The sequence below is a fragment of the Streptomyces sp. NRRL S-646 genome (assembly GCF_000720765.1).
Lineage (GTDB): Bacteria > Actinomycetota > Actinomycetes > Streptomycetales > Streptomycetaceae > Streptomyces.
On sequence record NZ_JODC01000001.1, the window covers coordinates 286404 to 310476 of the forward strand.

The 24073-nt window shown below is 71.1% G+C and carries 18 protein-coding genes, 4 pseudogenes and 1 riboswitch; of the genes and pseudogenes, 16 read left to right on the plus strand and 6 right to left on the minus strand.

Annotation, left to right across the window (positions count from 1 at the left end):
• The first annotated feature begins 104 nt into the window (after positions 1-104).
• The gene (locus IH68_RS0101400) at positions 105-2858 is read left to right on the plus strand and encodes a helix-turn-helix transcriptional regulator (protein WP_030927059.1); all 2754 of its coding nucleotides are present in this window, start codon (positions 105-107) and stop codon (positions 2856-2858) included.
• Positions 2859-3121: 263 nt separating this feature from the next.
• On the opposite strand, the pseudogene IH68_RS52345 reads toward IH68_RS0101400, so the two are convergent.
• A pseudogene (locus IH68_RS52345) lies at positions 3122-4373 on the minus strand (IS256 family transposase).
• A gap of 135 nt (positions 4374-4508) precedes the next feature.
• Between IH68_RS52345 and IH68_RS59645 the strand changes: the two are divergent.
• Together IH68_RS59645 and IH68_RS0101410 are read left to right on the plus strand one after the other, a co-directional pair.
• Positions 4509-4662 (plus strand): annotated as a pseudogene (locus IH68_RS59645) (transposase); the annotation flags it as partial.
• 619 nt (positions 4663-5281) lie between these two features.
• A complete protein-coding gene (locus IH68_RS0101410; RefSeq protein ID WP_030927061.1) occupies positions 5282-5824 on the plus strand; it encodes a GNAT family N-acetyltransferase in 543 nt (180 codons plus the stop codon).
• A gap of 347 nt (positions 5825-6171) precedes the next feature.
• On the opposite strand, the gene IH68_RS56210 is transcribed toward IH68_RS0101410, so the two are convergent.
• Complete coding sequence (locus IH68_RS56210; protein WP_159403628.1) at positions 6172-6339, minus strand: hypothetical protein; 168 nt, start codon at positions 6337-6339, stop codon at positions 6172-6174.
• Positions 6340-6629: 290 nt separating this feature from the next.
• Between IH68_RS56210 and IH68_RS0101420 the strand changes: the two are divergent.
• The 4 genes and pseudogenes from IH68_RS0101420 to IH68_RS0101435 form a co-directional block, all read left to right on the plus strand.
• A pseudogene (locus tag IH68_RS0101420) lies at positions 6630-7013 on the plus strand (BON domain-containing protein); the annotation flags it as partial.
• 16 nt (positions 7014-7029) lie between these two features.
• Positions 7030-7513, plus strand: a pseudogene (locus IH68_RS49465) (flavodoxin domain-containing protein); the annotation flags it as partial.
• A gap of 236 nt (positions 7514-7749) precedes the next feature.
• Entirely contained in the window at positions 7750-9810 is a 2061-nt protein-coding gene (locus IH68_RS0101430; protein ID WP_030927064.1) for a discoidin domain-containing protein, read from the plus strand.
• Between the two features lie 27 nt (positions 9811-9837).
• Complete coding sequence (locus IH68_RS0101435) at positions 9838-10446, plus strand: TetR/AcrR family transcriptional regulator (protein ID WP_030927066.1); 609 nt, start codon at positions 9838-9840, stop codon at positions 10444-10446.
• A 40-nt stretch (positions 10447-10486) separates the two neighbouring features.
• Here IH68_RS0101435 and IH68_RS0101440 read toward each other — a convergent pair whose 3' ends face one another.
• Entirely contained in the window at positions 10487-10852 is a 366-nt protein-coding gene (locus IH68_RS0101440; RefSeq protein WP_030927068.1) for a DUF6479 family protein, read from the minus strand.
• Between the two features lie 110 nt (positions 10853-10962).
• Here IH68_RS0101440 and IH68_RS0101445 point away from each other — a divergent pair, with 110 nt between their 5' ends.
• Positions 10963-11334: a ferredoxin gene (locus IH68_RS0101445; RefSeq protein ID WP_030927069.1), complete on the plus strand. Its 372-nt coding sequence runs from the start codon at positions 10963-10965 to the stop codon at positions 11332-11334.
• 3 nt (positions 11335-11337) lie between these two features.
• Here the strand turns inward: IH68_RS0101445 and IH68_RS0101450 are convergent, their stop codons facing one another.
• Positions 11338-11913, minus strand: a complete 576-nt coding sequence (locus IH68_RS0101450; protein ID WP_030927071.1) for a histidine phosphatase family protein — start codon at positions 11911-11913, stop codon at positions 11338-11340.
• A gap of 95 nt (positions 11914-12008) precedes the next feature.
• Positions 12009-12162, plus strand: a riboswitch (cobalamin riboswitch).
• A 36-nt stretch (positions 12163-12198) separates the two neighbouring features.
• Here IH68_RS0101450 and IH68_RS0101455 point away from each other — a divergent pair.
• The 8 genes from IH68_RS0101455 to IH68_RS52590 all read left to right on the plus strand — a co-directional run bounded on the left by IH68_RS0101455 (position 12199) and on the right by IH68_RS52590 (position 21636).
• Complete coding sequence (locus tag IH68_RS0101455) at positions 12199-12420, plus strand: CbtB domain-containing protein (protein WP_030927073.1); 222 nt, start codon at positions 12199-12201, stop codon at positions 12418-12420.
• Positions 12421-12445: 25 nt separating this feature from the next.
• Positions 12446-13201, plus strand: coding sequence for a CbtA family protein (locus tag IH68_RS0101460; protein ID WP_037884427.1), 756 nt, complete (start codon positions 12446-12448; stop codon positions 13199-13201).
• 139 nt (positions 13202-13340) lie between these two features.
• Positions 13341-14519, plus strand: a complete 1179-nt coding sequence (locus tag IH68_RS0101465; protein WP_030927077.1) for an acyl-CoA dehydrogenase family protein — start codon at positions 13341-13343, stop codon at positions 14517-14519.
• A gap of 69 nt (positions 14520-14588) precedes the next feature.
• Positions 14589-15386: an oxygenase MpaB family protein gene (locus IH68_RS0101470; protein ID WP_107057388.1), complete on the plus strand. Its 798-nt coding sequence runs from the start codon at positions 14589-14591 to the stop codon at positions 15384-15386.
• Between the two features lie 62 nt (positions 15387-15448).
• Entirely contained in the window at positions 15449-17686 is a 2238-nt protein-coding gene (locus IH68_RS0101475; RefSeq protein ID WP_030927081.1) for a serine/threonine-protein kinase, read from the plus strand.
• Between the two features lie 300 nt (positions 17687-17986).
• Positions 17987-19555 (plus strand): phytoene desaturase family protein, encoded by a 1569-nt coding sequence (locus tag IH68_RS0101480; protein WP_030927084.1) that lies wholly within the window; start codon positions 17987-17989, stop codon positions 19553-19555.
• 1 nt (position 19556) lies between these two features.
• Positions 19557-20339: a class I SAM-dependent methyltransferase gene (locus IH68_RS0101485; protein WP_030927086.1), complete on the plus strand. Its 783-nt coding sequence runs from the start codon at positions 19557-19559 to the stop codon at positions 20337-20339.
• A gap of 172 nt (positions 20340-20511) precedes the next feature.
• The gene (locus IH68_RS52590) at positions 20512-21636 is read left to right on the plus strand and encodes a glycoside hydrolase family 16 protein (protein ID WP_078912266.1); all 1125 of its coding nucleotides are present in this window, start codon (positions 20512-20514) and stop codon (positions 21634-21636) included.
• Here IH68_RS52590 and IH68_RS49470 read toward each other — a convergent pair whose 3' ends face one another.
• Together IH68_RS49470 and IH68_RS0101500 are read right to left on the minus strand one after the other, a co-directional pair.
• Positions 21637-22098 (minus strand): hypothetical protein, encoded by a 462-nt coding sequence (locus tag IH68_RS49470; RefSeq protein WP_159403629.1) that lies wholly within the window; start codon positions 22096-22098, stop codon positions 21637-21639.
• 106 nt (positions 22099-22204) lie between these two features.
• Positions 22205-23956, minus strand: a complete 1752-nt coding sequence (locus tag IH68_RS0101500; protein WP_030927090.1) for a serine hydrolase domain-containing protein — start codon at positions 23954-23956, stop codon at positions 22205-22207.
• Between the last annotated feature and the right edge of the window lie 117 nt (positions 23957-24073).

The window sequence follows — 24073 nt, forward strand, 5'->3', positions numbered from 1 at the left end:
CGGTCCGCCCTCGGGATCATCCCCGGTCCGTCCCGCCCGGTCCGCGTACAGTGATGATCAACGAGGCCCGTCGGTGGCCGGGTTGGCGGATCCGCGGGGGGCAGATGCAGGGACGCGACGAGGAGCTGCGGCGGATCGAGCTGATGCTCGCCGACGCCCGTTGCGGTGAGAGCGGCGCCCTGCTGCTGCAGGGCGAGGCGGGCATCGGCAAGACCGCGCTCCTCGAGTACGCCGCCGCCCGCGCGGAGGGCCTGCGGGTGCTGCGCGTCGAGGGTATCGAGTCCGAGATGGAGCTGGGCTTCAGCGGACTGCACCAGCTCTTCCTGCCGGTCCTTCAGATGCTCGACCGGCTGCCCGCCCCGCAGGCCCAGGCGCTGCGCTCGGTCTTCGGCCTCGCCGACGCGCCGGTGCGGGACCGGCTGACCGTCGCCCTCGCCGCGCTGTCCCTCCTCGCCGAGGCCGCCACCGAGATGCCCCTGCTCTGCCTGGTTGACGACCTGCAGTGGCTGGACCAGCCGTCCGCGGACGTGTTGGCGTTCGCCGCCCGCAGGCTGCGCGCCGAGGGCGTCGCGATGCTCTTCGCCGCCCGCGGCGACTCGCCCGGCAGCACGGCGCGGGCGCTGCCCCGGCTCCACGTCACCGGCATAGACCGGACTGCGGCCGCGGCGCTGCTGCCCGGGCTCGCGCCGTACGTCGTCGAGCGGATCATCGACCAGGCGCAAGGCAATCCGCTGGCGCTGCGGGAGCTGTCCGCAGCGCTCACCCCGGCGCAGCGGTCCGGTCAACTGGGGTCGCTGGCGCTGCCGGAGGCGCCGTCGATGCTGCCGAGCCAGCTGCAGGAGACGCTTGCTGAGCAGATCCGCCGGCTGCCCGAGGCCAGCCGTCGGATCCTCACGGTGGCCGCCGCGGACGATACCGGGGACCTTGCCGCTGTGCTGGCGGCGGCGGCCCGGTCCGGGGGGTCGGTCGAGGATCTGGCGCCCGCCGAGCGGGCCGGGCTGGTGGCCGTGTCCGGCGTGGGGCTGCGCTTCCGGCATCCGCTGGTCCGGTTCGCCGCCTACCGGCGCGCGCCGCTCGCCGAGCGGATCGCGGCGCACCGGGCGTTGGCGGAGACGCTGGATGGCGCCGAGCACGCGCACCGCCGGGCCTGGCACCTGGCCGCGGCAGCGACTGGGCCGGACGAGCGGGTGGCTGCGGAGCTGGAGCGAGTCGCCGAGTGGGCGGGCAGTCGGCAGGCGATGGCGTCGGCCTCCGCCGCCTATGAGCGGGCCGCGCAGCTGACCGTGGACCCGGTGCTGCGGGCGAGGCGCCTGATCGGCGCGGCGCAGCGCGCCAGCGAGGCCGGACAGGACGAGCGCTGCGGCGCCCTCGCCGACCAGGTGCCGCAGCCACTGCAGGACCCCGGCATCGCGGCGGACTTCGCCCGGGTGCGGGCCGTGGTCGAGCTCGGCTTCGGCAGCCCGGCGCGAGCCGCCCGGATCCTCGCCGAGGGCGCGGACGCGACCGCCACGGAGCACCCCGACAAGCTCCCCGTGCTGCTGACGGACGCCCTGCACGCGGCGTTCGCCGCGGGGGACGCGACGCTGATCGCCGAGATCGCGGCCCGCGCGCCCGGTCTGCCGGTCCTCGCGGTGCCGGCTCAGCTCTTCGCCGACGCGGCGCCCGGCCCGCGCGAGGACGGGGAGGCCGCCACGGATGGCGTGCCCACTGTCCTCGGCGTCCGAGCAGTACGCGGCGCGCAGCGGCCGCTCCGCGAGCTGGTAGCCGCCTGCGGCCGCGCCCAAGTCGGCCTGATGGACCGGCTGATGACCGGGCACTACTGTCACCTGCTCGCCGACCACGCGACCGCGCACCAGGTCGCCTCCGCCGCCGTGGCGCACTGCCGCGACCGCGGCGTCGGCGGCTGGCTGCCCACCACGCTGCACCTGCTCGCCCAGGTCGAGCTCGCGCTCGGCCGGCGCGACGAGGCCCGGGCGCACGCAGCCGAGGCGCTCCGGCTCGCCGACTACTACGACCTCGACCACCGGGTCGCCCACCTGCGCGCCCTGCTCGCCGTGCTGGCCGCCGCCCGCGGTGAGGAGGACCGCACCCGTCAACTCGTTGACCTGGCCCTGGAGTACACCCGTCCACGGGGCGTCGGCCGGGGCACCGCAGACGCGCTCTGGGCTCTGGGCCTGCTCGACCTCGGCTCCGGGCAGGCCCAGCGGGCGCTGGACCGGCTGGAGGCGGCACGGGACTCCGTCGGTCACCCGCTGATGGCCCGCCACCTGATGCCCGACCTGGTCGAGGCCGCCGTGCGGGCAGGCCACCCGGAGCGGGCGAAGGCGCCCGCGGAAGCCCTCGCGGCCTGTGCGGACGCCCTCCGGCAGCCCGCGGTCAGCGCGCAGTCCCGCCGCTGCAGGGCCCTGACCGCACCGACTCCCCGAGCCGAGAAGCACTACCTCGCCGCGCTCGACCTGCACCCGGCCGACGACAGCTTCGAGCGGGCCCGCACCGAGCTGCTCTACGGTGAGTGGCTGCGCCGACAGCGCCGCAAGCTCGACGCGCGCGACCGGCTGCGCGCCGCGCTTGAGCGCTTCGACCGGGTGGGCGCGCAGCCGTGGGCGCGGCGGGCCCGGACCGAGCTGCGGGCGGCGGGCGAGCACCACGACCCGGCGCTCGCCGCGGACTCGCCGATCGCGCGGCTGAGTCCGCAGGAGCGCGAGGTCGTGCGGCTCGCCGCGGCCGGCGCGACAAACCGGGAGATCGCCACCCAGCTGCTACTGAGCCCGCGCACGGTGGGGCACCACCTCTACCGGGCGTTCCCCAAGCTCGGCATCAGCTCCCGCACCCAACTCGCCGATCTGCTCGGCGGGTAGCCGGTGCGGGCACAAGCGGCTCCGTGGAGCAGGTCGACCTGGGGCCAAGCCGGTGCCGGTCGCGTCACCCGCCTCGGCGAGACTGTCCGCGATGCCCCCGGTGGTCGAAGCCGGGAGTCGTCCACGGCGAGCACACAGTGGGCGGTGGGTGAGCACGCGGCTGACCAGATCGATCTCGTTCGCATCGGCGACCTGCTGCAGCTTGTCGAGGTAGGCCGCGAAGCGGACATGCTTGTCCCGGGTCTGCGGGATGTCGTGGAGGTTCAGGCGGCCTGCTCCTCGCGCTCGACCAGGACGCCGTTCTCGGCCCGTGCACCCGCTCGGACGAGCGGGACGAGGTGGGCACCGGTGACCGCGCGCCAGCGGGCCTGGGCGGATTCGACGAGCTTGAACACCATCGCGAGGGCTGCGGCCGGGCTGCCGGCACCGCGGGTGACCTTGGTGCGGAGCTTGACCGTGGAGAACGTCGACTCGATGGGGTTCGTGGTCCGCAGGTGGATCCAGTGCTCGGCCGGGAAGTCGTAGAACGCCAGCAGCTCCTCCCGGTCGTCGGTGATCTTCGCGACGGCCCTGGGGAACTTGGCCCCGTAGGTCCTCGCGAACGCCTCGATCGCCTTCTCGGCGTGGGCGCGGGTCTCGGCGTTGTAGATCTCTTGCATTGCCTTCGTCGCGCCCGGCTGTGCGGACTTCGGCAGAGCGTTTGTGACATTGCGGGCCTAGTGAACCCAGCAACGCTGGTGGGGGGCAGCTGGGAACACCTCGGCCAGCGCCTTCCACAGGCCCATCGCGCCGTCGCCGAGGACCAGCTCGGGATCGCGCATGCCGCGACGGCGGCAGTCGCGCAGTAGGTCGGCCCACCACTCGGCCGACTCACGCAGCCCCTCGGCCAGCGCGATCAGTTCCTTGGTGCCGTCCAGACGCACGCCCATCAGCACCAGGACGCAGGAGTGCGCCTGCCCGAGCCGCACCTTGGGGTGCACCCCGTCGGCCCACACGTACACGTAGTCGCTGTCGGCGAGGTCGTGATGTTGGAAGGCGGTCGTGGTCGTCCTGCCACTGCTTCGTCAGCCGGGTCACGCTGGCCGGCGACAGGCCGGCTGCCGACCCGAGGAACTGCTCGAGCGCCGGGACGAAGTCCCCTGAGGACAGGCCCTGCAGGTAGAGCAGCGGCAGCACCCCGCTGACCTTGGGCGACTTGCGGCACCACGGCGGCAGGATCTTCGAGGAGAACCGCATACGTTCTCCGGTGGCTGCGTCCACGCGCTTGTCGTTCACGCGCGGGGCCGTGACCTCGACTGGACCTGCGGCGGTGGTCACGGTGCGGGGCCGGTGGTGGCCGTTGCGGACCACCAGGCGGCGCCCGGCCCCGTCCGTCTCGGCGGCCAACTCGGCTATGTACTGGTTAACTTCGGCCTCCAGAGCGGCGGCGAGCATCCGGCGGGCGCCCTCGCGGACGATCTCGTCGATCAGGGAGCCGGACTCGGTCGAACCGTCGGCGTTTACTCCGCTGAGCACGGGCGAGCCTTCCCGACCCGCGCTGCGAACGCGGGCCTACTCGGTGACCATCACAGGATCATTCGGGAAGGTACGCCCTTCGCGCCCTGTCCCGAAGACCGATCCACAGGTCCTGAGCATTGCTCGTGTGGCCGGTGGCGCGATCACCGACAAATGATCAACGGGATCATCCACCGGCTCAGCACCGGGTGTCAGTGGCGCAAACTGCCTGAACGCTTCGGCCCATGGCAGACCGTCCATGAACGCCACATGTTGTGGTCGGCCGACGGTACCTGGGAACGACCGCTCCAGCACGTCCAGGCCGCCGCCCATGCCGCAGGAGAGGCCGACTGGAACATCAATATCGCCTCCACCTCGATCCGTGCCCATCATTACGGCGCCGGAGCTCCCCAAGATCCACCGCCTCGTCCCGCTGTCTCAAAAGGGGCCACGTAAAGATCAGTTCACACGCGCGAGCATGTGCGCCTTGCGGTCTTCCTGGCGGAGGTGGTGCGGCGGGTGAGGCTCTCGGCCGCTCGCGCGGCGGACTGACCACCAAGAGCCGGCCCGGTCTACGTCGAGGGCCGCGGCTCCTGCGTCGCCTGGGGCGGCACGATCGGCAACGCCTCAGCCGAGGGCTCCGGCCACTGCAGGTGATCCAGGGGCGCTGGGGGCGCGACCACCCGCCACCCGGCACCACCGACCGAGCCGGCTGCGCGAGCACGCCCGCCCCGCAGCGAGAACGCCACCCGTGGTGTCGCCGGCACCGCCTGGTCCAGCCGGTGCCGCCCTCTCCCACGGCGGTCTCCGCGTCGTGACGTGCTTCTGGGCGAGCGACCAGAGTGAGTAGGCCCAGGCGTCCTAGGGCGTGGATCGAAAGTGCCTGGTGAGGATGGCGGACAGCCCATTTTGTGATCCAGAATGATTGGATGCTCACGCTTGAGACTCCCCGGTTGATCCTGCGTCGCTGGCGCGAGGAAGACGTTGCGCCCATGGCCGCCATCAATGCCGACCCGGAGGTCATGCGGTGGATCCGTGACGGCAGTGTCCGTGACGAACAGCAGACTCGCGGCGGGATCCAGGCATGGGAGAGCGAGTGGGAGTCACAGGGCTTCGGCCTGTTCGCCGTGGAGATCCGCTCCACTGGCGAGCTGGCCGGGTTCACCGGCCTTTCGGTGCCCAACTACTTGCCGGAGGTACTGCCGGCGGTTGAGGTCGGCTGGCGGCTGGGACGTTCCCACTGGGGGCAGGGCTTGGCCACCGAGGCCGCCGCGGCCGCTGTACGGTTCGGGTTCGAAGAGCGAGGGCTGGAGCGGATCGTCAGCATCGCTCAAGTGGGCAACAACGCCTCCGAACGGATCATGACCAAACTGGGGATGCATCCGGTCCGTGAGACCCTCAATCCCACCGGTGGTCGGCGGGTCCGGGTTTTCGAGTTGTTGTCGGACCAGTACGTCACAACCACTCGTTGATGGCGGCTACGAGGCCGGTAACCTCGTAGCGGACGGCGAGTTTGATGCCCCTGTGGATGTCATATCTGCCCTCGCTTCCTGCGGTTGTGTATCTGGTCGGCCTTGTCCGGAATGGTGCAGCGGATTGCCCGGCCGTCACCACGATCGACGTGGGCTTCTGCCCCTGCTCGACAGCCAAGTGCAGCTTGGTCGTGAACCCGCCGCGCGAACGCCCCAGCCCCTGATCACCGCACTCGTCGAAGACACCGCCCGGTGGTTCCTTCTGCAGGTCACCCTGCTTGCTGCCGTCCGCTCGCGGCTCACACACCCAATCATGCGTGGGAGGCATTCCGCCGAAGGTTTGTGACTCAACGCCTGGCGGGGACCGAGTTCTGCTCCAACACCTCCTTCATGCGCTGGTGGCGCGCGAAGTCCCGCCCCAGCGGGGGAGTGTGGATGCGTTGCGCGAGGATGGACCAGATACCGGCTCCCACCCCGACGACGCCCGGTATCAATAGCCAGACCAGTGCTCCCACGGGCACGCCTCCTTCAGGCCGTGTGTGCGAGCACCTTTCCGACCTTCTCTGGGGTAAACGCGGTGAGCCCTGGCGTTCTGGCTCAACGGGGCGTGTTCGCGATCAAGGCGCCTGCCTCGTTTCGAGATGTTGGTGGAGTCGATCACGCATCTGAGTGTTCAGGCAGACCGAAGCCACATCCGGATCCATCGTTCGGACGGCTTCCACTGCTTCCCACTGCTTCGGCTTACGGCTCTCGTGTCGCGCCCGCCGCCGAGGCGAGGAACGGGCCCGACAGTTGGCGCTGAAGTTCCATGGCGCAGCACCACATCGAGCGGCTGCCCGTCCTCGACGAGGAGCACCGGCTGGTCGGCATCGTCCCCCGCCGCGACCTGCTCCAGGTCTTCCTGCGGCCCGACGCGGTCATCCGCACCGAGGTCGTCGAAGAGGTGCTGGTGCGCGCGCTGTGGCTGCCGCCGCGCAGCATCGACGTCCAGGTGGTGGAGGGCGTGGTCACGCTCTCCGGTCAGACGGAGCGCAAGAGCGAGACGGAGATCGCCGTCTCCATGACCCGTCAGATCGATGGAGTCGTCGCTGTCGACGACAAGCTCACCTACCGGCTGGACGACGCCAGGATCCAGCCCAAGGAGCAGGCCCTGCACAGCGTGGCCGACGACTGGCCGCGCAAGCTGTGAGAGGAGGCGGACCGCCATGCCGGGCAACGTGCTGGTCGCCTACGGGACGACGAACGGATCGACCGCGCAGATCGCCGAGGCCGTGGCCGAGGTTCTGCGCAAGGAGGGACTGACGGCCGTCGCGCTGCCGGCCGGGGCCGTCGTGAACCTGACGGGGTACCACGCCGTCGTGGTCGGCGGCGGGCTGTACGCCGGACGCTGGCACAAGGACGCCCGCCGGTTCGTACGCCGACACCGTCGCGCACCGGCCGAGCGCCCGCTGTGGTTCTTCAGCAGCGGCCCGCTCGACGCCTCGGCCTCGGAGCGGGACATCCCGCCCGTGCCGGGTGTGCGCCGCGCAATGACCCGGCTCGACCCCAGAGGACATGTCACCTTCGGAGGCTGCCTGCAGGAGGGCCAAGGGCAGGATCGCCAAGATGATCGTGCGCAACGGCAAGGGTGGGGACTTCCGCAACTTCCCCGAGATCGAGGCATGGGCGGCGCGCGTCGCGGGCGAACTGGTGGCGGAACGGGCGAAGAACCGGACAGCGGGAGACGCACTGAATGCGGTGCGGGCAGCTGAGGGGCACGGCTTCGTGACGCCTGGCCGGCGGGAGTCGCGCGCCATCAGGTCAAGCGTCCCGGACTCTTGACTCGGAAGGTGCCCGCACCCATCCTCGTCCCATATCTTGCGCAGGTCATGACAACCTTATGGGTTGGTCAACCGCGCGATCCCGCCGACCGAGGGACGTGGGCCGTGACGCCGACTCGACGCTCGTACCGCAGCCGCAAGAACGTCACCGTGGTGTCGCTGCTTCTCTTTCTCCTGACCCTGACCTTCGGCCCCACGCCGAGTTCCGCGGCCGGCAACGACTGGTGGATCCCGACCTCACGCCCCGCCCCGGACGCCAAGATCAACGTCACCGGCGAGCCCTTCACCGGCACCGATTCCGCGGGCGACGTGCGCGGATTCGTCGACGCGCACAACCACCTGTTCTCCAACGAGGCCTTCGGGGGCCGGCTGATCTGCGGCAAGGTGTTCTCCGAGGCCGGGGTCGCCGACGCGCTCAAGGACTGTCCCGAGCACTACCCCGACGGCACCCTCGCGATCTTCGACTACATCACCCACGGCGGCGACGGCAGGCACGACCCGGTCGGCTGGCCGACCTTCAAGGACTGGCCGGCGTACGACTCGATGACCCATCAGGCGAACTACTACGCCTGGCTGGAGCGGGCCTGGCGTGGCGGACAGCGGGTGCTCGTCAACGATCTCGTCACCAACGGCATGATCTGCTCGGTCTACCCCTTCAAGGACCGCAGCTGCGACGAGATGACCTCCATCCGGCTGCAGGCGAAGCTGACGTACCAACTGCAGGACTACATCGACAAGATGTACGGCGGTCCCGGCAAGGGCTGGTTCCGTATCGTCACCGACAGCTCGCAGGCCCGTGAGGTGATCAAGCAGGGCAAGCTGGCGGTCGTCCTGGGCGTGGAGACCTCCGAGCCGTTCGGCTGCAAGCAGATCCTCGACATACCGCAGTGCAGCAAGGCCGACATCGACAAGGGCCTCGACGAGCTGTATTCGTTGGGTGTGCGCTCGATGTTCCTGTGCCACAAGTTCGACAACGCGCTGTGCGGCGTCCGCTTCGACTCGGGAGGCCTCGGAACCGCCATCAACGTCGGGCAGTTCCTCTCCACCGGCACCTTCTGGCAGACCGAGAAGTGCACCGGACCCCAGCACGACAACCCCATCGGCACCGCTTCCTCCGCCGCGGAGAAGGACCTGCCGGCGGGCGTGGACGTCCCCTCGTACGACTCCGACGCCCAGTGCAACAAACGCGGCCTCACCGACCTCGGTGCATACGCCGTGCGCGGCATGATGAAACGCAAGATGATGCTGGAGATCGACCATATGGGCGTCAAGGCGGTCGGCCAGGCCCTGGACATCTTCGAGGCCGATTCCTACCCCGGCGTGCTCTCCTCGCACAGCTGGATGGACCTGAACTGGACTGAGCGCGTCTACTCGCTCGGCGGCTTCGTCGCCCAGTACATGCACGGCTCCCAGGGGTTCGTCGCGGAGGCCGCCCGCACCAAGGCGCTGCGCGACAAGTACCACGCGGGCTACGGCTACGGCACCGACTTCAACGGCATCGGCGACCACCCGGCCCCGCGCGGCGCCGACGCCCCGAACAAGGTCACCTACCCCTTCAAGAGCGCCGACGGCGGCTCGGTCATCGACCGGCAGACCACCGGTGAGCGCACCTTCGACTTCAACACCGACGGCGCCGCCCACGTCGGCATGATCCCCGACTGGATCGAGGACATCCGGCTCAACGGCGGCCAGGGCGTGGTGAACGACCTGATGCGGGGCGCCGAGTCCTACCTCGACACCTGGGGAGCGACCGAGCAGCACCAGGCATCGGTCGACCTCGCCAAGGGCGCGGCGGCCACCGCCAGTTCGTCCGAGTGGAACCCGTTCACCAGCTACCAGCCGGGCCGCGCCGTCGACGGTGATGACGGCACCCGCTGGGCCAGCGACTGGAGCGACGACCAGTGGTGGCAGGTCGACCTGGGCGCAAGCCACCGCGTCAGCCGGGTCACGCTGGACTGGGAGCGCGCCTACGGCAAGTCGTACCGCATCGAACTCTCCACCGACGGCACCGACTGGCAGACCGTCTGGTCCACCACGTCCGGCGACGGCGGCCTGGACACCGCCCGCTTCACCGGCACACCGGCCCGCTACGTCCGTATCCACGGCCTGCAGCGAGGCACCGACTGGGGATACTCGCTGTACGAAGTGGGCGTCCACAGCGCCTGAGGTCCGTCACCACCCCCGAGGACGCACATGGCACGCATGCCGTCGGCCGAGCGGCGCAGACAGCTGACGGAAGCGGCGATCAGGGCGATGGCCCGGGACGGCGTCGCCAGGACGACGACCCGGTCCATCGCCGCCGAGGCGGGCGTGTCCCTGAGCGTCTTCCACTACTGCTTCGACTCCAAGCAGGCCCTGGTCGAGGCCGTCATCACCACCCTCACCGACCACTCGGTGACCGTGGTGAAGCAGGCCCTGCGGCCCAGGACCACCCTCGTGGAGACTGTCCGGGCCGGCTTCCGGGCGTACTGGGATCACGTCCGCTCCCACCCCGAAGAGCACATGCTCACCTACGAACTCACCCAGTACGCCCTGCGGGAGCCGGGCTTCGAGCACCTGGCGCGACGGCAGTACGAGCTGTACGGCGCCGCCTACGCCGAGCTCATCGACGGGCTGCGCCGCACCATGGACCTGCAACTCGCCGTCCCGGCCTCGGTGCTGGCCCGCTACCTGGCTGCCATGACCGACGGTCTGACGCTCAACTACCTCGTACTCGGCGACGAATCGGCCTGGACCGACATCCTCGACACGGTCACCACCCACATCGCAGGCCTGGTCGACGACGACGTCCGCCGGGCCTAGCCTCGCCGGACACGAGGGAACCCTCCCACCCGTGCCGGTGTCAGCGGCCGCCCGGCCCCCCGCTGCCGAAGGCCCCGCTGTTGCCCTCGCGCCAGCGGCGCCGTGTCTGCGACGTACTGGTCCTGCTCGGCGCATTGCCGTGCCCGGGCAGCTCGTGCGGGGTCAGCCGGTGCTCGCTGCGGGGTATCTCGGCGGGCTCACGGTTCTCCCGTACCTCGCGGACCGGGCCGTCCTCCGGCAGCTGGGGCTGCTCCTCCGGGCGTGGCGGAGCGGGTTCGCGGCGACGGATGCGGGCGCCCAGCAAGAAGGCACCGATCAGCAAGGCCACGACCGTCACCCCGACGACGACCAGGCCGATCCCGAGTGCGCCGCGGCCTGCGGCGATGTCCATCCATGAGGTGCTCATGGGCTCGCGGGTACCCATGGGACCCGGTGCGAACCGACCCGTCCCGGCCCGATCGGGCCGGACCGCGGTCAGCGGTGTTTGAGGCGATCGACGACGGCAACCCGACAGGTGTGACTACGACGACCCAGCAGGAGCTCTTCCGGTTCCTGGAGGACCGCTTCGCCTGCGCGCAGGCGTGCACCGAGTGCGCACGCGCGTGTGCTCTGCGCGCCAGCCTCGTGGACCCGGACGGCACGGAGGAGCAGGAACTCGTACGACGCAAGGGCATCATGTGCGCGGAGGTGTGTGACGCGACCTGCCGTGTGCTGTCCGAGCAGAACAGCCTGGACGAGGCCGCCATCCGCATCCAGGTGGAGTGGTGCCGCACCGTGTGCCTGGAGTGCGCACATGCCTTCGACCGGCTGCCGGGCGCCGAGGACGGCGCGAAGGCGAGCCGGGAGTGCGCACAGGCGTGCACGGACTTCCTCGCCACGCTGAACTGAGACTCACTGCGAGACACCGAGCGACTGCCCGAGCCGTACGTTCCACCGCCCCGACCTGCCGCTGAGTTCGACGGCAGTCAGCGGCGGTACGTCCGCACGCCAGAACGCCGACTCCGGAGCCCCGAGCACCCGGACCACCGCCGCCCGTACGGCCTCGGGCTCGACCACGGCCAGGGTGCGGCCCGGCGTCCGCGCGACCTTCTCCAGCCAGCCCGCCACCCGGTCGCACAGTGCCGCCACCGACTCCCCGCCGTGCGGCGCGGCACAGGGGTCCGACAGCCAGCCGGCAAGCGCCTCAGGCTCACGCTCGCTCACCTCCGCCAGCGTTGCACCGCGCCAGCGGCCCGCATCCAGTGCAGCCAACTCCGGCGCGTCCACGGCGTCGAGGCCGAGGGCCCCCGCCGTCTCGCGGCAGCGCACGGTGGGGGAGACCCAGACCTCTTCCGCCGCCGGGAGCGTGCCGGCGGCCGCCCGTGCCTGCCGCAGCCCGGAGGCGTCCAGCGGGCAGCCGTCGTCGAAGCGGGCCTCCCTGAGGGCCGCGGTGATCGCAGGTGAGATCAAGATCACTCGGCTCGTCATGTGTCCATTCCCGCCCTCGACACTCCTTCAAATCCCTTGATCCGACAGCGAAAACGGCTCACCAGGGGCGCTCGCCGCCGTTCCGTGCGCCCTTGGCCCCACCTCTGCTTCGCGGTACCTTCTCGTGGATATTGACGACGGCACAGCGGAAGCCGGTGGAAGTCCGGCACGGTCGCGCCACTGTATGCCGGGCACGCACCCTGGGTGCGCGCCGGGCGAGTCAGACCCGCCCCGTCGTCGCGTGCACCACCGAGACGGGACGCGAGTTCCCCAGGAGGGCCTGCCATGGCGCAGTCTGTCGCTCAGCCGACCACCACCCCCACCGCCGTACCGGCAAAGCTGCCGATCGGCGCGATCGCCCCCTGGGCGGTCTTCTTCGGCATCCTGATGCTGGTTCTGCTCTACTTCGTCGGCGCCGAACAGGGCGCCACCTCCGTGATGAACGGAGACAACGTCCACGAGTGGGTGCATGACGCCCGCCACCTGCTCGGCTTCCCCTGCCACTGAGGGCGGCGAGAAAGCAGCACCGCCCATGAACTCGGCAACCGTCCGCAACCTCTTGGTGCGTGGCATGCTCGCGGGACTCGCCGCGGGCCTGCTCGCCCTCGTCGTCGCCTACTTCCTCGGAGAACCGCGCGTCGACGCGGCCATCGCCTACGAGGAGGCGCACTCCCACGAGCACGGCGTCGAAGCCGTCAGCCGCACGATGCAGTCCACCGCGGGCCTGTCCACCGGTGTCCTGGTCTACGGCGTCGCGTTCGGCGGCATCGCCGCCCTCGCGTACTGCTTCGCGCTCGGCCGCATCGGCCGCTTCGGGCCGCGCGCGAGCGCGCTGCTCCTCGCGGCTGCCGGTCTGATCACCGTCTACGTCGTGCCCTTCCTGAAGTACCCGGCCAACCCGCCGTCCGTCGGCGACCCCGACACCATCGGCAAACGCACCACCCTGTATTTCCTGATGGTGGTGCTGAGCGTGCTGCTGGCCGTCGCCACCGTCATCCTGGGCAAACGCCTCGCGTCCCGCCTGGGCAACTGGAACGCCACGCTCGCCGCGTGCGCCTTCTTCGTCCTCGCCATCGGGCTCGCGTACGCGTTCCTGCCGTCCTTCAACGAGGTCCCCAAGGACTTCTCCGCCACCCTGCTCTGGCAGTTCCGACTGGCGGCCCTGGCCGTCCAGTTGACCCTGTGGACCTCCTTCGGGCTGGTCTTCGGGATTCTGGCGGAACGCGTTCTCGTCCCGAAGCAGGTCCGGGCACCCGGAACCGCACGGCCAACTCCCGTCACCCACTGATCGGTTCCGCCGGCTCATCGGGCAAAGGGCCCCCGGACGGCGACCGGGGGCCCTTTCCTCATCCCTCGCCATTCCCAATTTCTGGAACACGTTCTACGGTGTGCGCCGTCAGGACCGGCCTGGGAAGCCTGGAGGCGCCGTGCACCTCGAATACACGCCCGAGCAGCAGCGGCTGCGCACCGAACTGCGCTCGTACTTCGCCGAGTTGGTGCCCGACAACGCCTACGCCCGGCACGGCGACCCGGCCGCCCAGAAACGCTTCTACCGCGAGACCATCCGGCGCCTGGGCAGCGACGGCTGGCTCGGCGTGGGCTGGCCGAAGGAGTACGGCGGGCGCGGTCTGACCGCGATGGAGCAGTTCATCTTCTTCGACGAGGCCGCCCAAGCAGGCGTACCGCTGCCGCTGATGGCACTCAACACCGTCGGGCCGACGATCATGCAGTTCGGCACGGACGAGCAGAAGGCCTACTTCCTGCCCAAGATCCTCGCCGGCGAGATCGACTTCGCGATCGGCTACAGCGAACCCGACGCGGGCACCGACCTCGCGTCCCTGAAGACGCGCGCCGTCCGGGACGGCGACGAATACGTCGTCAACGGCCAGAAGATCTGGACCACCAACGGCGACACCGCGGACTGGGTCTGGCTGGCGACCCGCACCGACCCCGACGCCCCGCCCCACAAGGGCATCACCATGCTCCTCGTCCCCACCACCGACCCCGGCTACTCCTGCACCGTCATCAACACCCTCGCCTCGCACGACACCACAGCCAGCTACTACGAGAACATCCGCGTCCCCGTCTCCCGCCGTGTCGGCGCCGAGAACCAGGGCTGGCGGCTGATCACCAACCAGCTCAACCACGAGCGCGTCACCCTCGCCGCCCACGGCACCATGGCCATCCGCGCCCTCCAGGACGTCCAGCGCTGGGCCACCGAGACCAAACTCGCCGACGGCCGCCGCGTGATCGACCTGCCCTGGGTGCGCCGCCGCCTGGCCCAGACCCACACGAAGCTCGACGCGATGAAGCTCCTCAACTGGCGCATGGTGCACGCCGTCCAGAACGGCACCCTCACCCCGCAGGACGCCTCCGCGGTCAAGGTCTACGGCTCCGAGGCGCGCCGGGACGCCTACGCCTGGCTGATGGAGATCGTCGGCACGGCGGGCGCGCTGAAGGAGGGCTCGGCGGGCGCGGTGCTCCACGGCGAACTGGAGCGCGGCTACCGCTCCGCCGTGATCTTCACCTTCGGCGGCGGCAACAACGAGATCCAGCGGGAGATCATCTCGTGGATCGGTCTGGGGATGCCGAGGGTGCGGCGCTAGCCTGCAGAGGTGAAGGACATCCAGGCAGGTGACCCCGGGCTCTTCGGGCCCTCCTCGGTGACCTGGCAGATGCACGGCGACCCGATGATGTGGGTCGCCGGCGTCCGCGCGCTCTACCTCCAGGCCCTGCACCCCCGAGCCGTCCGCGGCGTCATGCAGAACTCCGACTTCCGGCGCGACGCGTGGGGCCGTCTCATGCGCACCGCCAACTTCGTCGGCACCATCACCTACGGCACCACCGAGGCCGCCGAACGGGCCGGCGCCCGCGTCCGGAAGATCCACACCATGCTGTCGGCGACCGACCCGGACACGGGGGAGCGGTACGGCGTCGACGAGCCGGAGCTGCTGCTGTGGGTGCACTGCGCGGAGATCGACTCCTATCTGCAGGTCGCGCGACGCTCCGGCTTCCCGCTCACCGACGCGCAGGCCGACCGCTACATCGGCGAACAGCGCGCCGGCGCCCGCCTGGTGGGCCTCGACCCCGACGCCGTACCGGCCGATCAGGAGGAGATGGCCGCCTACTTCGACAAGGTGCGGCCCGAACTCGCCGTCGGACCCGAGGCACGCGAAGTGGACGACTTCCTGCTCCGCCCGCCGACGCACCCCCTCCTCGTCCCCGCGCGCGAGGTGCTGTGGCGGCGCGTGGCCCGACTGGCGTACGCCGCCCTGCCGCCGTACGCCCACGAGTTGTACGGCAGACCTGCCCCGAAACCCGACACCGTCACCCTGCAACTGCGTGCCACAGGCAACGTGCTTCGCTGCATTCCCGCACGTCTGCGTTGGCAACTCCCGCCCAAACACATCCTGCGCGCCATGTCACGGCTCGGCCCCGGCTCCCGCCCGGCACCGTACAAACTCGGACGATAGGTCGCCATACTGGACGAGCCAGGGGTGGGCGGGGCGAAAAGTTACGGGGGCGATCGCAGCAGATGGGGGACAGCAGGCTGATCCAGGGCCGGTACCGGCTGCTCGACCTGATCGGGCGGGGCGGGATGGGCGAGGTGTGGCGTGCGCGCGACGAGTCGCTCGGCCGTCATGTCGCCGTGAAGTGCCTCAAGCCGCTCGGCCCGCACCACGACCAGTCCTTCACTCGCGTGCTCAGGGAACGCTTTCGCCGCGAGGCGCGTGTGGCCGCGGCCCTCCAGCACCGCGGGATCACCGTCGTGCACGACTTCGGCGAGTCCGACGGCATCCTCTACCTGGTCATGGAACTCCTGGAGGGCCGCAACCTCTCCCAGCTCCTGGAGGACAACAAGCACCACCCGCTGCCGGTCGGCGACGTCGTCGAGATCGCCGACCAGGTCGCCTCCGCCCTCGCCTACACCCACCAACAGGGCATCGTGCACCGCGACCTGAAACCCGCCAACATCATGCGGCTGGCCGACGGCACGGTGAAGATCTGCGACTTCGGCATCGCGCGCCTCGGCGCCGACATCGGCTTCACCTCCCGGCTGACCGGCACCGGCATCGCCATGGGCACCCCGCACTACATGTCGCCGGAGCAGATCGGCGGCTCGGAGGTCGACCAGCGCAGCGATCTGTACTCGCTGGGCTGCGTCCTGTACGAGATCGCCACCGGAGCACCGCCGTTCGACCTCGACGACGCCTGGGCGATCCTCGTCGGCCACCGCGACACCCCGCCCCGCCCGCCGCGCAGCCGACGCGCCGAACTTCCCGAATACCTCGAGAAGATCATTCTGGACCTGCTGGCCAAACTCCCTGAGCAACGCCCGCACGACGCCCGCGAGTTGGGCCGCCGCATCAGCACCGGCCGGACGACACCGGCCTACGTACCGACCGTTGTGACCGCGCAGCCGGTGCTCCGACCGCCCGAGCAGGTCCCCTCCCGCGAGGCCCGGCTGCCCTCCTGGACCCGCGGCATGACCACCGGGCACAAGGCCACCGGCGCCGGTCTCGGCACCACGCCTCCGGACGCGGCAGCGGGCCTCACCGGCGAATGGATTCCGCGGCCCGCGAACGGACGGAGCGAGGACCCCGCCCCCCGGCCTCCCGCTCCCTCCGCGGAGACCCTCACCGCCCTCGCCGGCCGGCACAACGCCGGGCTCAGCCTGGGCCGCCTCGGCCGCTGGGCGGAGGCCGGCGAGGTGCACCGCGCCGTCGCCGCCGAACGCGCCCATCTGCTCGGCGCCGACCACCCCGACACCCTCGCCAGCCGCTACGAGGTCGCCTTCACCCTCAGCCGCACCGGCTGCGCCGCCGACGCCCTGCAGGAGTACAAGTTCGTGGCCGCGGCGAGAACCCGAGCCCTGGGCGCCGACCACCCCGACACGCTCGCAGCCCGGCAGGAAATGGCGTACGTGCTGGGCCAGTTGGGCCGTCACTTCGACGCCCACCAGGTGTACACGTCCGTGCTCGCAGCCCGGGAGCGCGGCATGGGCCCCGACCACCCCGACACCCTGCGCTGCCGCCACAACCTCGCCTTCAACCTCAGCAGACTCGGCCGCCTCGAGGACTCGTACCGCATGGCCTGCGACGTGGCCGCCGCCCGCGCCCGCGTGCTCGGCTCCGACCACCCCGACACTCTGGTCACCCGCTACGAAGTCGCCTACGCACTGGGCCAGTTGGGCCGATGGCCCGAGGCCCTGCAGACCTACCGCGAGGTCGCCGAGGCCCGCGCCCAGGCCCTCGGCCCCGACCACGCCGACACCCTCGCCGCCCGCTACGAGGTCGGCATCAGCCTCGGCCGCCTGGGACGCAGCGGCGAGGCACTCACCCTCTACCGCGACCTGATCGACGACCGCAGCCGCGTCCAGGGCCCCACCCACCCCGAGACCCTGCGTGCCCGCCACGGCCTCGGCGTCAACCTCGGCCGCCTGGGCCGCTGGGAGGAGGCCCTCGCCGAGTCCCGCGACGTCTGCGCGATCCGCGAGCGCGTGCTGGGCCCCGATCACCCCGACACCCTGGTCAGCCGCCGCGAGGTCGCCGTCGGCCTCGGCTGGCTGGGCCGCTGGTCCGACGCCCTCACCGAATACCGGCGCGTCGCCGCGGCCCGGGAGCGGGTGCTGGGCCCCGACCACCCCGACACCCTCGCCAGCCGCAACGACGAGGCCCACTGCCTGGAGCAGCTCGGCCGGGGCGCCGAGGCCGTCGAGCTGTACCGCCGAGTGGCGGTACTGCGCCAGCAGCGGGCCTCCGGGGGGCGCTGACGCGCGTCGGGATCTTCCTGGCCGGTTGTCGATGGTCGCCTGGGCAGCCGTGGGCCTTGGCCGGCGGGGTCGTGGGCACGATGGGCGGGCCGTGCTCCGTGGTGTGGCTGCCGCCCGCGACGATGTCCAGGGCTCCGGACCCCGCGTGCTCGCCGGCCGCAACGACGAGGCCCACTGCCCGGAGCAGCTCGGCCGGGGTGCCGAAGCCGCCCGAGCTGTACCGCCAGCGCCTCCGGCGGGCGCTGACCCCGTCGCCGTACACCCCTGGTCGCTGACGATCATCGCGTGCTACCAAGAACCATGGCTGCACACGAGGGACACCGGACTTACGACGCTGTGATCGTCGGCGGAGGCCACAACGGCCTGGTCGCCGCCGCCTACCTGGCCCGGGCCGGACGGTCCGTACTGGTCCTGGAGCGGCTGGACCACACCGGAGGTGCCGCGGTCTCCACCCGCCCCTTCGCCGGCGTCGACGCACGGCTGTCGCGCTACTCCTACCTGGTCAGCCTGCTGCCGAAGAAGATCGTGCGCGACCTCGGGCTGGACTTCCGTGTCCGCGCCCGCACCATCTCCTCGTACACCCCCGTGGAACGGGACGGGCAGCCGACCGGACTCCTGGTCGGCGGTGGCGAGCGGCGCACCCGGGAGGCCTTCGCCAAGCTCACCGGCTCCGACCGCGAGTACGAGGCCTGGCAGCGCTTCTACGGCATGACCGGCCGGGTTGCCGAGCGGGTCTTCCCGACCCTCACCGAACCGCTGCCCGCCCGCGACGAACTGCGGCGCCGTATCGACGACGAGGAGGCCTGGCGGACGCTGTTCGAGGAGCCCATCGGTACGGCGGTCGAGAGCCGCTTCGCCGACGACCTCGTGCGGGGTGTCGTCCTCACCGATGCCCTCATCGGCACGTTCGCAGACGCCCACGACCCGTCACTGGCCCAGAACCGCTGCTTCCTCTACCACGTGATCGGCGGCGGCACCGGTGCCTGGGACGTCCCCGTCGGCGGCATGGGCGCCCTGACCGACGCCCTGGCCGGGGCCGCCCGGGACGCGGGCGCCGTCCTCGCCACCGGCCACGAGGCCGTACGCATCGACACGGACGGCCGAATCGCCGAGATCACCTACCACACGGCGGACGGGGAAGGCGTCGCGGCCGCCCGGCACGTCCTCGTGGGCGCCTCCCCGCAGGCCCTCGCCGAACTGACCGGCGACACGCCTCCGGCCCCTGCCGAGGGCGCCCAGCTCAAGGTGAACATGCTCCTCAAGCGGCTGCCGAGGCTGCGCGACAGCTCCGTCGACCCGCGCGAGGCGTTCTCCGGCACCTTCCACATCGCCGAGGGTTACCAGCAACTCGCCGCCGCCCACGCCCAGGCCGCCTCCGGCCGACTCCCCGATGCGCCGCCCTCGGAGATCTACTGCCACTCCCTCACCGACCCGACGATCCTCGGCCCCGACCTCGTCGAGCAGGGCTACCAGACCCTCACCCTCTTCGGCCTGCACACACCCGCCCGGCTCTTCGCCCGCGACAACGACTCCGTACGCGAAGAACTCCTGAAGTCCACCCTCGCCGGGCTCGATGCCCACCTGGCCGAACCCCTCGCTGACTGCCTGGCGACCGACGCCGACGGCTGGCCCTGCATCGAGGCCAAGACCCCGCTCGACCTGGAGCGCGACCTGCGCCTGCCCGGTGGGAACATCTTCCACCGCGAACTGACCTGGCCCTACGCCCAGTACGACACGGGCCGCTGGGGCGTGGAGACCCGGCACGCGAACGTGCTGCTGTGCGGGGCGGGCGCGGTGCGGGGCGGCGGCGTGAGCGGGGTGCCCGGGCACAACGCGGCCATGGCGGTTCTGGAAGAGACCGGTGACTGACGTGAGTGAGTCATCCGTCCGGGACTTCTACGACTCGCTCGCCGCCGACTACCACCGCATCTTCCCGGACTGGGACGCGAGCATGGCCCGCCAGGCCGCGGCCCTGGACAGGCTCGTGCGCCGCGAACTCGGCACCGGGCCGCGCAAGTTGCTCGACTGCGCCTGCGGGATCGGCACCCAGGCGATCGGGCTGGCGCGCGCCGGACACGGCGTCGTCGGCAGTGACTTGAGCCCGGCGGCCGCGACCCGGGCCGCGGCCGAGGCCGCTGCCCGCGGCGTCGTCCTTCCGGCCGTGGCGGCAGACATGCGTCAACTCCCCTTCAGGGCCGGGGTGTTCGACGCCGTCGTCTGTGCCGACAACTCCCTCGCGCACCTGCTGACCGCGCAGGACGTGGGAGCGGCCCTCCGGGGCATGCGGCGGGTACTGAGAAACGACGGACTGCTGCTGCTCACGCTCCGTGATTATGACGAGCTCCGCAGGACTCGACCCGCGGCCGCGCCTCCCCAGGTGTCCCACGGTGCCGACGGCCGGTCGATCACCTTCCAGCTGTGGCACTGGCACGACGACGGCGAACGCTACGACCAGGAGTACTTTCAGCTCGTGCCCGGGGGCGAGGGGTGGGAGGTGCGTGTACGCCGCACGACCTCCTGGGCGCTGACCCGGACCCAGGTGACCGACGCCGTGGCCGCGGCGGGCTTCGCCGACATCACCTGGCACGCTCCGGAGACCAGCGGCTTCTACCAGCCTGTGCTGGCTGCGAGAGCGAGTCGGCGGAATGCGTAACTCCATTTTGATCACTCAGTGTGAGTGAGATCTCGTTGAACACGAACGGCCCGTCCGCCTAGCCTTCGGGAGTCCTCCCGGGTGGCCTCAGCCGCCGGAACGCCGAGTCCTGCGGACGGGGCCGTGCCGCACAAGCTGCCCCCTCGCAGGCGCTGTTGAGGAAGCCCCCACCATGCGCCACTCCATCTCTCCTGCCCGCCTGGGCATAGCCGGAGCAGCAGCCGCGCTGTTGCTCCTGCCGTTCGCCCCCCAGGCATTCGCGGCCCCCTCCGTCACCCAGGACAGCCTGACGCCGACCACCATGACCGCGGGCGTCGCCGCGCCGGCCAAGCTGACCGTGCACTCCTCAAGCTGCTTCACGGCCAAGACCCTCGGTGTCGGCGTCCGGGACGCGGCCGGAAAGAACCTGGACTTCCCGGGGAACGCCTCGAATGTCCGGATCTGCCCCGGTGGTGTGAAGTTCACCAGCTCCCCGCGCACACTGCCGGCAGGTTCTTACACGATCTTCGGCTTCTGGCAGGAGTCCGGCGGGGCCTGGCACAACCTGCCCTCGCACAAGCTGACCGTCGCGGCGGCCTCGACCGCAACGTCGAGCAGCGGCGGCTCGCCGGTCTCCGGCCAGTCCGTGGTCTGGTCCGACGACTTCTCGGGCAGCATCGCCTGGGGCTCGAAGTGGGTCGGCGACAAGAGCTCGTCCTACCGTTACGGCGACCACAACCCGGACGACAACAAGCTCGACTGGCTGGACCAGAGCAAGGTCACCACCTCGGGCGGCATCGCGACCTTCACCGCCCAGCCCTCCTCGCACACCCTGGAGAACGGCAAGCAGGCCTGGACCACCGGCCTGCTCACCACCGAGGGCTCCAGTGGCGGCTTCCAGGTGAAGACCGGCGACTACGCCGAGACCCGGGTCAAAATGCCCTCCGGCAGCGGCGCCTGGCCGGCGCTGTGGACCTGGAAGGACGGCAACGGCGAGATCGACTCCTTCGAGTACCACCCGGACAACCCGAACCTGCTGGAGCTGACCAACCACGTCACCTCCGGCTCGAACTACTACACCGACTCCGCCGCGGTCGCTCCCGGGCAGTGGGTCACCATCGGCACCCACTACGGCGCGAGCTCGGTGGACTGGTACGTCAACGGCAAGAAGGTCTACTCCGACGGCCACGGCGTGGGCAGCAACTTCTCCGCGTACCTGATCCTCAACCTGTCCATCAGCGCCGGCCAGTACCACCCCGCGCCCACCGGCTCGACGCCGCTGACCATGCAGGCGGACTACGTGAAGGTGTACCGCTGATCAGCAGTCGACGGACAGGGTGAACGGCGTACGGTCGTCGCGCGGATCGCGGTCGTCGACGCTCATCACCTGGACGTGCCCCTCGGCCTTGCTGCCGGGGGGCACGTCCGCGTCCACCCGGACCGGAACCAGTGCGGTGGCCGTCCGCAGCCGCGCCAGACCGGGTCCGAAGGTGCAGCGCACCAGGCGGCCGCGGGCCTCGGCGCGGCAGTCCTCGGGGAAGTACGGCCCCTGGGCGGTGAAGCCCGGTGGCAGCCTCACGACCACGGTGAACGGCGAGGCGGTCTGCTCCGGGCCCCTGTTGGCCACGAAGGCGTGCACCACGGTGCGGCCGCCGGGCGGCGCGGCGGCGGGGTCGAGCCGGACCACCTCCAGCTCCGAGTCGGAGGGCGCGGCCGCCAGACCGGTCACGCACACCACCGCCACGCCCACCGCGAGGGCTGTCGTCACCCCTCTGGCCATCCGACGCCTCCCACGTTCCGTGCGCTGATCAACACTCACGGTAGCGGGGCGGCGTGGGATTCCCTGTGAGCACGCTGTCGCGATGCGTGTTGCGCGAGGCACGCCGTCAGTCGGCCGACCGAACCCACCCTGCCGCCACGATCCGCGCCGAGTCCGCCGGGCGCGCCTCGTCGAACAGGACGGAGTCCGGCGTCCCGGCGCGGATTCCGTCGACGTATGCGCCGCGGCCGACGTACAGCTTGTCGGTCGTGTACCGCCAGCGCACGGTCAGCTCCGTGTGCGCCGGGAGATCGGCCGCCAGTCGGTGCCAGACGCGGCCCGACCAGCCGGTGACCGAGCCCGACGGGTGCTCCTGCGGCTCCTCGCCGTGGCGCTTGGTCGTGAAGGGGAGCGGCTGCCAGGTCGTGCCGCCGTCCGTCGTGGCCTCCAGGACGAGGACGTCCGAAGCGGGTTCGGTGTCCCACCACAGGGCGCAGGCCAGCCGCGCGGCGCCGTCCGTCGTGTCGAGCGCGGGCAGTGCGAGCGTGGCGGTCGTGGCGTTCGCCATGCCCGAGAACCACGCCGTAGGTCCGTACGCCGGGCGTACCGGCACGGCGCGCGCCAGGTTGTTGCCGGCCGCGACCCGAGGAGCCGAGCCCGAGCGCCAACTGCGCACCGGATGGACCGAGTTGCCGAGCACGACGAGGAACGAGTCGGTCGTCGGGTCGAGCACCAGGCAGGTGCCGGTGAAACCGGTGTGCCCGGCGGTGCGCGGGGTGGCCATGGCGCCCATGTACCAGTGCTGGTAGAGCTCGAAGCCCAGGCCGTGCTCGTGACCGGGGAACGCGGTGTTGAAGTCGGTGAACATCAGCTGCACGGACTCCGGCCGCAGGATGCGCGCCCGGCCGTAGCAGCCGCCGTTGAGCAGCGTCCGCCCGAGCACGGCCAGCTCCCAGGCGCACGAGAACACCCCGGCGTGTCCGGCGACCCCGCCGAGACTGTAGGCGTTCTCGTCGTGCACCTCGCCCCACACGAGCCCCCGCTCCAGACCGGACCAGGGCCCGCGCTCGTCCTCCGTGGCCGCGATCTTCGGCTTCCAGGAGGCGGGCGGGTTGTAGCGGGTGCGGTCGAGACCGAGCGGCCCTGTGATCTCGTCGTGCAGGAGGGTGTCGAGCGTGCGGCCCGTGATCCTCTCCAGGACCAGCTGGAGCGAGATCAGATTCAAATCGGAGTAGAGGTACTTGGTGCCGGGCGGGTTGATCGGGGCTTCGTCGAAGACGAGCTGAATTCTCGCCTCGTGCGTCGGCGCCTTGTACAGCGGGATCCAGTCACGGAACCCCGAGGTGTGGGTGAGGAGCTGACGGATCGTGATCTCCTGCTTGCCCGCCGCGCCGAACTCGGGGAGGTACGAGGCGACCGTCCCCTCCAGCTCCAGTGCGCCCCGTTCCAGCTGCTGCACGGCCAGCAGCGAGGTGAACAGCTTGGACACCGAGGCCAGGTCGAAGACGGTGTCCTCGGCCATGGGGATCTGCCGGTCGGGCGGGAACTCGACACCGGTGTCGGTCTTCTCGTCGTACGCCGCATAGCGCACCGCCATCCCGATGGGCCGGTGCAGTGCCACCGTGCCGCCCCGCCCGGCGAGCAGCACGGCGCCCGCGTACCACGGGTGCTTGGGGGAGGGGCCGAGGAACGCCTCGGCGTCGGTGACCAGTTGACGCAGGTGGGCGGCGAGCAGGCCGGCGCGTTCCGGGGTGCCGTGGCGCAGTATCGGGTGCGCCGAGGCCGTGGCCGCACCGGCCGGTCCCGCGGGGAAGGGGGCGAGGGCCAGGGCGCCGCCCAGGGCCAGGGCGGCACGTCCGACCTGGCGCCGCGTCGGCATCTGGCGGCCCTTCGCGTCTGTTGCCGCTGCGTCGTCGGTCACCCGAGAAACCCTCGTGTCGGCGGTGAAGCATGTCAACAAGGCCCGCTGGCCAATAAATCTGACGGTGTATCAGGA

Bases quoted from the DNA above. Each gene is read 5' to 3' on its own strand.
- IH68_RS0101460 (WP_037884427.1), top strand. From the start codon at position 12,446: ATGAACTCGGCAACCGTCCGCAACCTCTTGGTGCGTGGCATGCTCGCG.
- IH68_RS0101475 (WP_030927081.1), top strand. From the start codon at position 15,449: ATGGGGGACAGCAGGCTGATCCAGGGCCGGTACCGGCTGCTCGACCTG.
- IH68_RS0101400 (WP_030927059.1), top strand. From the start codon at position 105: ATGCAGGGACGCGACGAGGAGCTGCGGCGGATCGAGCTGATGCTCGCC.
- IH68_RS52590 (WP_078912266.1), top strand. From the start codon at position 20,512: ATGCGCCACTCCATCTCTCCTGCCCGCCTGGGCATAGCCGGAGCAGCA.
- IH68_RS0101435 (WP_030927066.1), top strand. From the start codon at position 9,838: ATGGCACGCATGCCGTCGGCCGAGCGGCGCAGACAGCTGACGGAAGCG.
- IH68_RS0101450 (WP_030927071.1), bottom strand. From the start codon at position 11,913: ATGACGAGCCGAGTGATCTTGATCTCACCTGCGATCACCGCGGCCCTC.
- IH68_RS0101440 (WP_030927068.1), bottom strand. From the start codon at position 10,852: ATGAGCACCTCATGGATGGACATCGCCGCAGGCCGCGGCGCACTCGGG.
- IH68_RS0101455 (WP_030927073.1), top strand. From the start codon at position 12,199: ATGGCGCAGTCTGTCGCTCAGCCGACCACCACCCCCACCGCCGTACCG.
- IH68_RS0101480 (WP_030927084.1), top strand. From the start codon at position 17,987: ATGGCTGCACACGAGGGACACCGGACTTACGACGCTGTGATCGTCGGC.
- IH68_RS0101470 (WP_107057388.1), top strand. From the start codon at position 14,589: ATGCACGGCGACCCGATGATGTGGGTCGCCGGCGTCCGCGCGCTCTAC.
- IH68_RS0101500 (WP_030927090.1), bottom strand. From the start codon at position 23,956: ATGCCGACGCGGCGCCAGGTCGGACGTGCCGCCCTGGCCCTGGGCGGC.
- IH68_RS0101410 (WP_030927061.1), top strand. From the start codon at position 5,282: ATGCTCACGCTTGAGACTCCCCGGTTGATCCTGCGTCGCTGGCGCGAG.
- IH68_RS49470 (WP_159403629.1), bottom strand. From the start codon at position 22,098: ATGGCCAGAGGGGTGACGACAGCCCTCGCGGTGGGCGTGGCGGTGGTG.